Annotated in this window: 13 protein-coding genes; 5 read left to right on the forward strand and 8 right to left on the reverse strand. The window is 62.8% G+C overall.

Features of this window, described 5'->3' with window-relative positions; genetic code table 11:
* Positions 1–38: 38 nt before the first annotated feature.
* The 8 genes from OHD62_RS21710 to OHD62_RS21745 all read right to left on the reverse strand — a co-directional run bounded on the left by OHD62_RS21710 (position 39) and on the right by OHD62_RS21745 (position 9,040).
* Complete coding sequence (locus OHD62_RS21710; RefSeq protein ID WP_263786965.1) at positions 39–1,418, reverse strand: aspartate aminotransferase family protein; 1,380 nt, start codon at positions 1,416–1,418, stop codon at positions 39–41.
* A gap of 34 nt (positions 1,419–1,452) precedes the next feature.
* On the reverse strand, positions 1,453–2,946 hold the full coding sequence (locus OHD62_RS21715; RefSeq protein ID WP_263786966.1) for an NAD-dependent succinate-semialdehyde dehydrogenase: 1,494 nt from the start codon (positions 2,944–2,946) through the stop codon (positions 1,453–1,455).
* 132 nt (positions 2,947–3,078) lie between these two features.
* Positions 3,079–3,570 (reverse strand): Lrp/AsnC family transcriptional regulator, encoded by a 492-nt coding sequence (locus OHD62_RS21720; RefSeq protein ID WP_263786967.1) that lies wholly within the window; start codon positions 3,568–3,570, stop codon positions 3,079–3,081.
* 46 nt (positions 3,571–3,616) lie between these two features.
* Positions 3,617–4,624, reverse strand: coding sequence for a N(2)-acetyl-L-2,4-diaminobutanoate deacetylase DoeB (gene doeB, locus OHD62_RS21725; protein WP_263786968.1), 1,008 nt, complete (start codon positions 4,622–4,624; stop codon positions 3,617–3,619).
* Between the two features lie 2 nt (positions 4,625–4,626).
* On the reverse strand, positions 4,627–5,808 hold the full coding sequence (gene doeA, locus OHD62_RS21730) for an ectoine hydrolase DoeA (protein WP_263786969.1): 1,182 nt from the start codon (positions 5,806–5,808) through the stop codon (positions 4,627–4,629).
* Between the two features lie 17 nt (positions 5,809–5,825).
* Complete coding sequence (gene eutC / locus OHD62_RS21735; protein ID WP_263786970.1) at positions 5,826–6,815, reverse strand: ectoine utilization protein EutC; 990 nt, start codon at positions 6,813–6,815, stop codon at positions 5,826–5,828.
* Positions 6,812–7,804, reverse strand: coding sequence for a hydroxyectoine utilization dehydratase EutB (gene eutB / locus OHD62_RS21740; protein WP_263786971.1), 993 nt, complete (start codon positions 7,802–7,804; stop codon positions 6,812–6,814). Before eutB ends, eutC begins: the two co-directional genes overlap by 4 nt.
* 87 nt (positions 7,805–7,891) lie before the next feature.
* Entirely contained in the window at positions 7,892–9,040 is a 1,149-nt protein-coding gene (locus OHD62_RS21745) for a M24 family metallopeptidase (protein ID WP_263786973.1), read from the reverse strand.
* Between the two features lie 237 nt (positions 9,041–9,277).
* Between OHD62_RS21745 and ehuB the strand changes: the two genes are divergently transcribed.
* From ehuB to OHD62_RS21770, 5 genes are read left to right on the forward strand one after another with little or no spacing between them, the layout of a single operon-like run.
* The gene (gene ehuB / locus OHD62_RS21750) at positions 9,278–10,147 is read left to right on the forward strand and encodes an ectoine/hydroxyectoine ABC transporter substrate-binding protein EhuB (RefSeq protein WP_263786974.1); all 870 of its coding nucleotides are present in this window, start codon (positions 9,278–9,280) and stop codon (positions 10,145–10,147) included.
* 56 nt (positions 10,148–10,203) lie between these two features.
* The gene (gene ehuC / locus OHD62_RS21755; protein ID WP_263786975.1) at positions 10,204–10,932 is read left to right on the forward strand and encodes an ectoine/hydroxyectoine ABC transporter permease subunit EhuC; all 729 of its coding nucleotides are present in this window, start codon (positions 10,204–10,206) and stop codon (positions 10,930–10,932) included.
* Positions 10,929–11,588 carry an ectoine/hydroxyectoine ABC transporter permease subunit EhuD gene (gene ehuD, locus OHD62_RS21760; RefSeq protein WP_263786976.1) on the forward strand — a complete coding sequence of 220 codons (660 nt, stop codon included), beginning with the start codon at positions 10,929–10,931 and terminating at the stop codon, positions 11,586–11,588. The genes ehuC and ehuD overlap by 4 nt, the downstream gene beginning before the upstream one ends.
* The gene (gene ehuA, locus OHD62_RS21765) at positions 11,585–12,364 is read left to right on the forward strand and encodes an ectoine/hydroxyectoine ABC transporter ATP-binding protein EhuA (RefSeq protein ID WP_318528651.1); all 780 of its coding nucleotides are present in this window, start codon (positions 11,585–11,587) and stop codon (positions 12,362–12,364) included. Before ehuD ends, ehuA begins: the two co-directional genes overlap by 4 nt.
* Entirely contained in the window at positions 12,361–13,092 is a 732-nt protein-coding gene (locus tag OHD62_RS21770) for a GntR family transcriptional regulator (protein WP_263786977.1), read from the forward strand. The genes ehuA and OHD62_RS21770 overlap by 4 nt, the downstream gene beginning before the upstream one ends.
* Positions 13,093–13,111: the final 19 nt, after the last annotated feature.

Genomic DNA, 13,111 nt, shown 5'->3' on the forward strand with positions numbered 1-13,111 from the left:
TCAGCGGCAAGCATCCTCTCGTTCCATCGGTGAAGATGTCAGCCGCGGCCGAACACGCTGTTCACCGCGTCCGCTGTTTTTGAGACGATGGTGTCGGCCTCCTCGCGCGTCAGGCAGAGCGGCGGTGCGAAGCCCAGGATGTCGCCCTGCGGCATGGCGCGGCCGATGACGCCACGCTCAGCGAGTGCCGCCGCAACCTGCGGCCCAATCTTCTGCGAGGCATCGAAGAAGACGCGATCGTCGCGGTCAGCGACGAACTCGACCGCCGCCAGCATGCCGTCGCCGCGGACGTCACCGACATGTCTGTGGCCGCCGACGGCTTTCGTCAGTTCGGCGCGGAAATGGGCGCCGGTCTCGGCGGCATTCCTGACCAGGTCCATTTCGTCGATCAGTTCGAGATTGGCGACGCCGGCGGCGACGCAGATCGGATGCGCCGAATAGGTCCAGCCATGGCCGAGCGAACCGAGCTTGTCGGACCCCTGCACCAGCACCTGCCAGACCTTGTCCGAAACAATGACGCCCGACAGCGGCGCGTAGGCCGAGGTCAGGCCTTTGGCGATGGTGATGAGGTCGGGCTTGATGCCGTAATGATCGGAGCCGAACATCGTGCCCAGTCGGCCGAAGCCGGTGACGACCTCGTCGGCGATCAGCAGTACATCGTATTTCTTCAGCACGCCTTCCATTTTTTCCCAGTAGCCGGCCGGCGGCGGCACGATGCCGCCGGTGCCGAGGATCGGCTCGCCGATGAAGGCGGCGACGGTCTCCGGCCCTTCGGCCAGGATCATCTCCTCGAGCTTGTCGGCGCAGTGTTGCGAGAACTGCTCCTCGGTCATCGAACGGTCCGCGCGGCGGAAATAGTAGGGCGCTTCGGTGTGCAGAACCGGTGCGCGCGGCAGGTCGAAGGCGTTGTGGAACAGGTCGAGCCCGGTGAGCGAACCGGTCATGACGCCGGAGCCATGATAGCCGCGCCAGCGTGAGATGATCTTCTTCTTCTCCGGTCGTCCGAGAACATTGTTGTAGTACCAGATCAGCTTGATGTTGGTCTCGTTGGCGTCGGAACCCGACAGGCCGAAATAGACGCGGCTCATGCCTCGCGGCGCGCGGTCAATGATCATCTTTGACAGCGTGATCGAAGCCTCGGTGCCGTGTCCGACATAGGCGTGGTAGTAGGCGAGGTTCTTGGCCTGGGCGGCGATGGCGTCAGCGATCTTCTGGCGCCCATAGCCGACATTGACGCAATAGAGCCCGGCAAAGGCATCGATGCTCTTCTTGCCATTGTTGTCCCAGACGGTGACGCCTTCGCCACCGGCCATGATCCGTGTCGGGCTTTCACCACGCGCGTGCATGCCCATATGGGTCGAGGGATGGAAGAAGTGGTCGCGATCCCAGGCGGCGAGTTCGTTGGACTGGTCGAGCATTTTTTACTCCTTTGGCAAAAGCACGCGGGGCGCGTTACGCCACGTCGAGGCAGAGATACTTCAGATCGGTGAAGGCTTCGAGCCCGTGGCGCGAGCCTTCGCGGCCGATGCCCGATTGCTTGACGCCGCCGAAGGGGATCGGCGCGCCGGTGATCTTGACGCGGTTGATCGCGACCATGCCGTAGTCGAGCGCACGGCCCAAGCGCAATTGCCGGGAGCCGCTCTCGGTGACGACATAGGCGACGAGGCCGTATTCGGTGGCGTTGGCGCGGGCGACGACTTCGTCCTCCGCATCGAAGGCAGTCACCGCCGCGACCGGCCCAAACGTCTCTTCCCGCATGATCAACGCATCGTCCGGCACGTCGACCAGCAGCGTGGGCTGGTAGAACAATGGTCCGGCCTGGTGGCGACTGCCGCCGGTGAGGCAGCGTGCGCCGTGGATCACTGCATCGGCGACCTGTTCCTCAACCTTCCTAACGGCGCGTTCGTGCATCAGAGGTCCGATATCGACATCCGCGGCAAGGCCGTGGCCGGTCTTCAAGGCCGAAATGCGCGTGGCAAAGGCCGCGCAGAAACGATCGTAGATACCGCGCTGAACAAGGATGCGGTTGGCCGCAAGGCAATCTTGCCCGGAGGTGGCGAATTTCGCATCGACCGCAATCGTCACCGCCTTGTCGAGATCGGCATCGTCGAAGACGATCAGCGGTGCATGGCCGCCAAGCTCCATGACCAGACGTTTCATCGTTGGCGCACACTGCGCCGCGATCAGCCGGCCGACTTCCGTCGATCCGGTGAAGCTCATGGCGCGGACGCGTGGGTCTTCGCACATCCGCCCGACAATGGCCGAAGCACTGCCGGTGATGACGTTGAAGACGCCTGCCGGCAGGCCGGCGCGTTCGCCGAGCTCGGCCAGCGCCAGCGCCGACAGCGGCGTTTCGGAGGAGGGATGCGCGACGATGGTGCAGCCGGCTGCAAGCGCTGCCGCCGTCTTGCGGGTCAGCATCGCCGCCGGAAAATTCCAGGGCGTGACGACGCCGACGACACCGAGCGGTTCGCGCCGCACTATCATCTCGGCGTTTGGCAGATGGCTGGTGACGCTCTCGGCATTGAGGCGTTTTGCTTCCTCGGCATACCATTCGACAAAGGAGGCGGCATAGTCAATCTCGCCCAGCGCTTCCCTGAGCGGCTTGCCCTGTTCGAGCGTCATCAGCAGTGCAAGGTCGGCTTTGGCGGCAATGATCAGTTCGAACCATCGGCGCAGGATTCTCGACCGCTCTTGCGGCAGCAGGCCGCGCCAGGCCGGAAAAGCCCGGGAGGCCACATCAATGGCCGCAGTCGTCTGCAGGGGGCCAAGTGCGGCGACCCGGGCGACAATGGTGCCGGTCGCCGGATCGGTGACTTCGAAACTCTTTCCGGTCTCGCTCGCCGTCCAGCGCCCATCGACATAGGCAAGCTCTCGCAACAGGCGCCGATCGGCCAACTGGTCGAGCGCTTCGTGACGATGCGAGCGGGCAAAATGCGCGGACATGGTCAAGCCTCCCGGTTCAGGTGGTGCGGGCAAGACTATCCGCGCGGGGCGAACAGAGAGGCTGTTTGCATGCCCTGATAGAGAGAGACTGTCTTTATTGCGCCGCTCTGCGAGACGATCTTTCCGATGTCCCTACGACTGCTCCGGCAGCAGATCGGCCACTGGCAGCACGATCTCTTCCTTGACCGTCTTGGTGACGATGTAGGTGAAATAGCGGTCGATGCCGATTTCGCGTTCGAGCAAGCCATCGACGAGCCGCTGATAGGCGTCGATATCGCGCGCCATCACTTTCAGCACATAGTCGACGCCGCCGCCAACGGACCAGCAGGCGACGATCTCGGGAATGTCGCGGATAGCGCGTTCGAAGCGCTCGAAATCGGTCTGGCGGTGGCTGGCAAGTGTCACTTCCATAAGTACGGTGGCGATCGGCGCCAGCGCGCGGATCGCCACCTTTGCGTGATAGCCGCAGATGATGCCGGCCTTTTCCAGCTTCCGCAGTCGCATCCAGCAGGGCGTCGGCGACAGGCCAACCTTTTGCGCCAAGGCAAGCTTGGTAATGCGGCCGTCGCGCTGAATGGCATCCAGTATCCTGAGATCGATCGGATCGAGCCGCGGAGATGTCATTGCGGGCAACTCCGCAGGCCCGGAATCGCATTGGAGCGGGCGGGCTTCATTCAATGGTAACCGCAATGACGCTGGCGCAATCGCCGGCCTTGACGAGACCGGGAAAGTGTCGCGCGACGAGAAGGCCTGACATTCTTGCCACAATCTCCTTCGGCGTCACGCCGGTCCGGCTGATGGGGTGAATGCGGGCAACGACCTGTCCGGCTGTGACTGGTTCGCCAAGATCAACCATCGTCTCGATCATACCGTCGTCCTCGGCAAAGCAGAAGCAATCGCCCGACGGCATGTCCAGCCAGCGCGTCGGCCGCTGATCGACAGCGCCGGCGACGATGCCCGCGTGTTTGAGCACATTCAGAACACCACGCCGGGCAATGCCGACCGTATGCGCGGTCGACGTGCCGCCGCCGCCAAGCTCGGTGGTGACGAAGATCTTGCCGAGATTTTCGGCGGCAGTATCGTACATGCCGACCGGGTCGATTTCGAGCATCTTCATCGACCATGGCGCCGAGAATGCCTTGACGGCTGCGAAGGCCTTTGCGGACAATGCCTGGTCGGGAAGCGCGTGCGCGGCGCAATAGGGAATGAAATCAAGGGTTTTGCCGCCGGAGTGGAAGTCGAGCACGATATCGGCACGCGGCAAGAGTTCGCGCTGGAAATAGTCGGCGATTTTTTCCGTCACCGTGCCGTCAGGACGTCCGGGAAAGCATCGGTTCATGTTGCCCTTGTCGATCGGCGAGATGCGCGTGCCGGCGCGAAACGCCGGGTAGTTCATGGCTGGCACGATGATGACCGTGCCGTTGACGTCCTTCGGCGACAAGGTACGCGCAAGCTCGAACAAGGCAAGCGGCCCCTCATACTCGTCGCCATGATTGCCCCCGGTGAGAAGGGCGGTCGGCCCGTTGCCATTCCGGATCATGGCGATTGGAATCATCACCGAGCCCCAGGCCGAGTCGTCACGGCTGTAGGGCAGGCGAAGGTGGCCATGCTGGACCCCTGATTTGTCGAGCTCGATGGTCGGCGTGATCGACGAGGGCCGCTGGGCATCTGTCGGCATCATCAATCCTTCACGAAGAGCTGACGAGGCACGTTGGCCAGGCATTCGACGCCTGTCTCGGTTATCAAGATCGACTCGGTGATCTCCAGCCCCATCGTTTCCAGCCACAGACCTGTCATGAAATGGAAGGTCATGCCCGGCTTGAGTTCGGTGCGGTCGCCAGGCCGCAGGCTCATCGTGCGCTCGCCCCAGTCCGGCGGGTAGGAAAGGCCGATCGAATAGCCAGTGCGGCTGTCCTTGACGATGCCGTATCGCTTCAAGACCGCGAAAAATGCATTGGCGATGTCTTCACACGCATTGCCTGGCCTGGCGGCGGCGAGGCCGGCTTCCATTCCTTCCAGCGTGGCCTTCTCGGCGTCGAGAAAGGCTTGTGTCGGCTTGCCAAGAAATACGGTGCGCGACAAGGGGCAGTGATAGCGGTTGTAGCAACCGGCGATCTCGAAGAACGTGCCTTCATTCGGCTTCATGGGCTTGTCGTCCCAGGTGAGGTGCGGCGCCGATGCATCCTCGCCCGAGGGGAGCAGGGGCACAAGCGCCGGGTAGTCGCCGCCAATCCCGTCGACGCCGCGCGTTCCGGCATCATAGATCTCGGCGACGAGGTCGCATTTGCGCATGCCGACCTCAACCTTGTCGACAATGCGTTTGTGCATGGCCTCGACGATGCGGGCGGCGTTGCGCATGTAACCGATTTCGGTTTCGGTCTTGATGGCGCGCTGCCAGTTCACCAGCGCCGTCGCGTCGACCAGGCGCGCATTCGGCAAATGCTTTTGCAGAGACAGAAAGGCCGCGGCGGAAAACCAGTAATTGTCCAACTCGACCCCGGTGGCGAGCTTGTCCCAGCGCCGCTCGCCAAGAATCTGGGCGAGATAGTCCATCGGATGCCGCTCGGTCGACTGCACATAGTGGTCCGCATAGGGCACGATGTTGTCGTCGGAGAGATAGCTGGTGCGCCTGGCGCCGTTGGCGTCCTGGCCGCGGCCGTACCAGACAGGTTCTCCGTCGGGCGGCACGATGACCGCCTGGTGGACGTAGAAGGACCAGCCATCATAGCCGGTCAGCCAGTGCATGTTGGACGGATCGCTGACGATCAGCAGGTCGATGCCCTTGGCCTCCATGGCCCGGCGCGTCTTGGCCAGGCGCTCGGAATATTCCTGCCGGGAGAACCTTAGATTTGCAGTGGTCATTTTCATTTGTCCCGGTTCTAGCTTTCGAAGGGTGTGCCGGCCTTGGCCGCATTGGCGCGATCGCGGGCAAGCGTGGCGATCGCGGTGTCCTGCACGCCGGTGCCGGTGAGATCGGCCAGGGTTATGTCTGAGAGGGATGTGCGTCCTGGCGACGTTCCGGCGATGATTGCGCCAAGCTCCGGGAACGCTTGTTCCGCGGTGGCGATGCCGGCAGAGATGGCGTGGTGCAGTTCGCCAAGCCGCCGCGTCTGCTTGAGGCTGTCCGCGACGTAGATGGCCTTTTCAAACACCGCCGGATCGATCTCGTTCTTGTGCTCGGAGTCCGATCCCATGGCCGTGACGTGCTGACCGCTCTGCAGCCATTCCGCCATCAGGACCGGCTTCTCGGACGGTGTCGTCGTGACGATGATATCGGCTTCGGCGGCCGCCTGGCGGGGATCTGACACGGCATCGACATCAATGCCGAGCGACAGGCTCAGATCGGCCGCGGTGGCCTCGGCCTTGGCACCGTCACGCGCCCAGATGAGCGCTTGTCGGATCGGCCGCACCAAAAGCAGCGCTTCGAGTTGCAGCCGCGCCTGGACGCCAGCGCCGTAGATAGCGGCCACGAACGACTCCGGTCGTGACAGGTGTTTGGCGGCGACTGCGCCGGCCGCCGCCGTGCGAACATCGGTGAGGTAGCCATTGTCGAGCAAGAGCGCTTCGACCAAGCCCGTTCTGGCTGACAACAACACCATCATGCCGTTGAGGCTGGGCAGCCCGAGCTTGGGATTGTCGAAGAAGCCTGGGCTGATCTTGATGGCGAAGCCATCGACGCCTGGGATATATGCCGTCTTCACATCGACCTCGCCGCGATGCTCGGGAATGTCGAGGCGCAGGATCGGCGGCATCGCAACCGGCAAGGTGGCCAGTGCGCGAAAGGCGTGCTCGACGCAGGCCACGGCTGCGAGATCAAGTTTGACGACCTTTCTAAGTTCGGCCTCGGTCAAGATGGTCATGCGGCTCATGGATTGGTCTCCTCGTCATTCGTCCATGTTCCGCAGACGATGCTGCGGTGCAGGTCCATGCCGATGTTGCGGCCCGACAGCAGGACGACGGTTTCGCCTTCCAGTCTGACCTTGCCGGCCAGGATTGCCGCGACCCCCACGGCGCCGGCGCCTTCGACAATCTCGCGCTCTACGGCGTAGACGTGCCGAATACCCGCGGCGATCTCGGCCTCGGTCAGCAGCACCACCTCGTCGAGCAGGTCGCTGCACATCTCGAAGGTGTATTCATTGGCCCGGCCGATGCCGCCGCCCAGCGAGTCCGCGAGCGTCGGCAGTTCCGTCACCGGGATAGGCTTGCCAGCATCGATGCTGGCCTTCATGGCAGCGCCGCGTTGCATTGAAACGCCAATGACCCGTACGGCCGGCGAGATGCTTTTCACCGCCTCGGCTATACCGGCCGCGAGCCCGCCGCCGGAAAGCTGGACCAGCACCGTCCTGGCGGCAGGAACCGCTTCGATCATCTCGGGGCCGATTGTGCCTTGCCCGGCAATCACGGCGGGATGGTCGAAGGGCGGCACCATGGTCATGTTCTCGTCGCGGACCAGCCGATCGACCTCATCTTGCGCGTCGTCCTGGCTGTCGCCGACAATGCGTATGTCGGCGCCGAGGCGGCGGATTTCGGCAAGCTTGTTGTCGGGAACCAGACGCGACATGCAGATGACGGCGCGTACGCCCTCGAGCCTTGCCGCATACGCCAGCGCGCGCCCATGATTGCCAGTGGATGCAGCGACTACGCCGCGAGATTTTTCGGCAGGAGAGAGCAGGGCGACCGCGTTGGAGGCGCCGCGCAGCTTGAAACTGCCGGTCGTCTGGCGATGCTCCAGCTTCAGGAACACCGGCACCCCGGCAATCTCCGAAAGCGCCTGAGAACGGACCGTTGCGGTCCGCTCGATCTTGTCGGCGATCCGCAGCCGGGCGGCCTGGATATCGCTGAGCGTGACCGGATTCATTGGAGTGCCTGCGGTTCGGCCGCGCGCCAGTGCTTCTGGCCCGACAGCGCGTTGCGGAAAATCGAGAGTGCTGGATAGCGCGTCATATCAGCGGACAATCGGGCCGGTAGGCGTGCGGGTGAGCACTTCCGCTCCGCTCGCGGTCAGAAGCACGGTGTTGGAGATGAAATCATCGCCGCGGCCCGTGCCCATCAGCCAGGACAGGATGTGAAAGCTCATGCCGATCTCGATTTCGATATCGGAATCGTTGCGAAGCCCGGTCACCGAATTACCGCCGGTCCAGGAGGGCGGTTGGCCGGCGCCGACCAGATACCCGCAATGGTGCCGCCGGTAGTGCGAGAGGCCTGCGTCATCGACGACGTCCTGCCAGGCCGCGTAGACGTCGCGCGCCTTGACGCCCGGTTTGAGCGCAGCGACGACCGCGTCGAAGGCCTTCGCAGTCGTCTCGGCCATCGCCGCGTCCGCGTCGCTGATGCCGCCGATACGGACAAGCCGTCCGAGCGGCGCGTGATAGCGCGAGAGGCAGCCGGACAGTTCGAGGAACACAGGCTCGCCGGATCTGTAGTTTTTGTCGCCCCAGGTGGTGTGCTCTTCGCCAAGCCGGGCAGCGGGGCGGATGAAGGGGCCGAACCCCGGAGCGTGGCCGCCGGCCCGGATCATCGCCGCCACGCATTGCGCCGCGACGTCCTGTTCGGCCGCGCCATCCGAAATCGCTTCGATCGCGGCGGCGGCGGCAACATCCGTCACCTTGGCCGCGCGGCGCATGAGGGCCTGTTCCTCAGCACTCTTCACCCGCCGCATCGTGTCGACCAGACCGGAAATATCGCTCCATCTGGCTGCAGCTTGCGCCTTGAGCTTCAGAGCGAGGCCGTGGCTTAGCCCGGATGCCCAGTATTCGAGACCGATCGGCCTGTCCGCTAGGACAAGTTCGGAAAGCACACGGGCAGCGAGGTCGGCTGCGGTCTCGCTATCGGAATGGCCGCGGAATTGCGCAGCCTTGACCTGGTTCTCGATGGTCACGCGCTCCATCGAACGAGTGACCAGGATCGGTTCTCCATGGAGCGGAACGATAAGGAGATGCGGCGCGAAGTAACCCCAGTGATCGAGGCCGGTGAGGTAAAAGACGTTCTCCGGCGACACGATGATCGCCGCTTCGAGGTCACTTTCAATCAGCGCTGTGCGAAGCTTCGCTAGGCGTCTTGCCAGCTCGACTTCGGAAAACGGATTGCGGTCCATCAGGGGTCTCTTTCGAAGGCATCTCCGTGGCACACCAACACTGCCGAAGACGCTCAATTGTGCACAACTAAGGGAACTGGTGCGCTAGATTAGCAATGCGCAGTTAGCAATTTATGGATTGTTACAACGCCGCTTGCAGCAAGTCCAGATCAGTTGTATACGTCTTATGCACCAATCGACGATGTGGGAGAAACACCGATCCGCTTGGCCAGCCATTGAAAAAGAAAAGGGGAAAGCATGTTCAAATCAACGACATCACGTCGCGCGGTAGTGAAAGCCGCTGCTTTTATCGCGCTCACGGCTACGGCACTCGCATCGCTGCCGGCCCTGGCGCAGACGACTCTCGAGCGCGCAAAGGCGGATGGCTACATTCGCGTCGGCTTTGCCAACGAGGCGCCATTCGGCTTCGCCACGCCAGACGGCAAACTGACCGGCGAGGCACCGGAAGTCGCCAAGGCAGTGCTCGCCAAGATGGGCATCAAGCAGGTGGACGGCGTCCTCACCGAATTCGGTTCGCTCATTCCCGGTCTCAAGGCAGGCCGGTTCGACATCATCGCCGCCGGCATGTTCATCAACCCCAAGCGCTGCGCGGAGATCAATTTCTCCGAGCCGTCTTATGGTATTGGCCAGGCCATGCTCGTGCTCAAGGGCAATCCGAAAGGTGTGAAGGACTATTCGAGCATCAAGGACAATCCCGACCTGAAGCTTGCCGTGATGGCTGGCGCCGTCGAGGGCGGCTACGCGAAGGACGCCGGGGTAGCCGCTGGCCAGATCGTCTCGCTGCCCGATCAGTCCAGCCTCGTCGCCGCCGTACAGGCAGGCCGGGCAGACGCAGCGGCGCTGACCGCGCTGTCTATCGCCGACATGGCGAAGAAGGCCGACGGGGTCGAATCAACGAAGCCGTTCGGTGAAGTCGCCGGCAAGTCGGTCAAGGGCCATGGCGGGTTCGGCTTCCGCAAGGAAGACACCGACCTACTGGAGGCGTTCAACGCCGAACTGAAGACCTTCCTCGGGTCGCCTGAGCATATCGCGCTGGTCGAGCCGTTAGGCTTTGGCAAGGACTACCTTCCGAACAAGACCACCGCGCAGCTTTGCGCGGGCGAGTAAGTTCCCCTGCCATTGGGCGGCGCAAAACGCGCCGCCCCCTTTGCAAGGAGGGGTAGATGGGAATCGGTACGCTGGTTGGCATGCTTGTCGCGGCACTTGTCGTCATCGGCATGCTGGCGACGCAGGAGGCCTATAGCCTCTTCCTGCCGGGACTGCTGCAAGGCGCGGTTCTGACGATCGAGATTGCCCTCTTGGGTAGCCTGCTCGCCATCGTCATGGGCGTGCTCGCCGCGCTGGCGCGGATGTACGGCCCGGCGCCGCTCCGCTGGCTGGCGACGGTTTATGTCGAGATCTTCCGCGGCACTTCGGCGCTGGTGCAGCTGTTCTGGCTGTTTTTTGTGCTGCCGCAATTCGGCGTGACGCTCGATGCATTTCTTGTTGCCGTGCTTGCCCTTGGCCTCAATGTCGGAGCCTATGGCTCGGAGGTGGTTCGCGGCGCCATCCAGTCCGTCGCGCGCGGTCAATGGGAGGCGGCAACCGCGCTCAACATGAGCCGCGCCCAGATGCTGCGGCGGATCATCCTGCCGCAGGCGTTCGTCGCCATGATCCCGCCTTGGGGCAACCTCTTCATCGAGCTGTTGAAATCGACAGCGCTGGTTTCGCTGATCACGCTTTCGGACCTGGCCTTCAAGGCGCAGCAGATGAATCAGAACACGTTCAAGACCATTCCGATCTTCACCCTCGTCCTGTTGATCTACCTGGCCATGTCGCTGGTGCTGACGATCGGCATGCGGCTTCTTGAAAGGCGCGCATCGCTGGGCCTGGCACGGGGGAGGGCAGCATGATCTGGGACTGGGCATTTGCCTTCGAAATCCTGCCCGTGCTTGGCCGTGCGGCAATCGTCACCATCGAGGCTACGCTGCTTGGCTTCGTAATCGCTGCGTTGCTCGGCCTCGTCCTGGCTGTCGTGCGCATCGCGGTGCCGTGGACAGGCTGGACGATCTCGGTGCTCATCGAGCTGATCCGCTCGACGCCTCTGCTCATCCAGATATTCTTCCTCTATTTCGTGCTGCCGAAATTCGGCGTCGTGCTCGACGCCTTCACGGCCGGCGTGTTCGCCATCGGCATCCACTACGCCGCCTATTGCTCGGAAGTTTACCGCGCCGGCTTCGACAATATTCATCGCGGCCAATGGGAAGCCGCGATCGCGCTCAATCTTTCGTCGTGGACGACGTTCAAGGACATCATCATCCCGCAGGCCATCCCGCCTATCGTGCCGGCGCTGGGCAATTATCTCGTCGCGCTGTTCAAGGAGACGCCGCTGCTTTCGGCGATCGCTGTCCTGGAACTGATGCAGACCGCCAAGATCATCGGCTCCGAGACGTTCCGCTACACAGAGCCGATGACGCTGGTCGGCCTGTTCTTTCTTGCGATGAGCCTGGTTTCGGCCGCGCTCATTCGTTCCCTTGAAGGGGTGCTCAACCGGAGGACCATGCGATGATCGAACAACCCATGGTTCGCTTTGAGAACGTCTCGAAACGCTATGGCTCGCTGACCGTGCTCGACGGTCTCGATCTTGAGATAAAGCGCGGCGAGAAGGTCTCGATCATCGGCCCGTCCGGGTCGGGCAAGACCACGGTGCTGCGCATGCTGATGACGCTGGAAACGATCAATGACGGGGTGATCTGGGTCGAGGGCGAGCCGCTGACGCATATGCAGCGGAATGGCAAGCTGGTGCCGGCCGATATCAATCACATCCGCAAGATCCGCGCCAAGATCGGCATGGTGTTCCAGTCCTTCAATCTCTTCCCGCACATGACCGCGATGGCGAACTGCATCGAGGCGCCGATCACGGTACTCGGTATGAAGCGCGCGGATGCGGAGGCGCGCGCGGCCGATCTGCTGGAGATGGTGGGGCTCGGGCAGAAAAAGGGCCATTACCCCTCGCAGCTTTCGGGCGGCCAGCAGCAGCGTGTCGCCATTGCCCGCGCGCTCGCCATGCGGCCCAAGATCATGCTGTTCGACGAGGTGACCTCGGCGCTCGATCCCGAACTTGTCGGCGAAGTGCTGGAGGTTATTCGCAAGCTCGGCAGAGAGCACGACTTGACCATGTTCATGGTTACCCACCAGATGGGCTTTGCAAAGGAATTTTCCGATCGTGTCTGCTTCTTCCATGCGGGCAAGATCTGCGAACAGGGTCCGCCGAAGGAATTGTTCGGAGCGCCGAAGAATGAGCGTACGCAGCAGTTCCTCCGTGCCGTTCTGGAGGCTGGATGACGCTTGAAGCAGACGATACGGTGATGGCGGCGGCCTCTGCGGCCGCGCGTCCGCCCTCGGCGCGGGAGCGGTCCGAGCGCATCTACCTGATATTGCGCGATCGCATCTGCCTGCTCGAATACCCACCCGGCAGCCATCTTTCGGAAGAAGAACTCGCCCAGGAGTTCGAGATCAGCCGCACCCCGGTTCGACGTGTGCTCACGCGCCTCGAATCGGAAGGTCTTGTCCAATCCGTCCATGGCGTCGGCACGATCGTCACCGACGTCAATGTCGAGGAGCTCCAGCAGGTCTACCATTTGCGTCTGGAATTGGCGCTGCTGATCGGCAAGCTCACGCCGATCCCGCGCACGGCTGCGGATCTCGACCGGATCCGGGCTTTGATCGAGCAATGCGATACCGATATGCGCGAGCCGGATCAGCGCGCCTTCCTGCGCCTCAACAGGGATTTCTTCTACGAACTCAGCGCAATGACTGGAAACCAGCCACTGCGCGAGATCAGCGAACGGCTCTATTTCCAGGTCTCGCGCGTCGTCCTCAAGATGATGCCCCAACTCGGCCTGGTGGAGGAGTTCACCGCCTTCCGCCGCGAGATGGAGGAAATCCTTGCCGCCGCGGAAATCGGCGACTGGGACTCGATCGGGCACATCAGGCGGGCACATATCTCCATGAGTTTCCGCCGCATGATGCGCCATGCGGGCCACTCGGCCGATGTTACGGGCGCTCGCTGACTGGAACTGCAAGGCAGAG

Origin of the sequence: Mesorhizobium sp. YC-39, from assembly GCF_025753795.1 — a bacterium.
GTDB lineage: Bacteria > Pseudomonadota > Alphaproteobacteria > Rhizobiales > Rhizobiaceae > Mesorhizobium.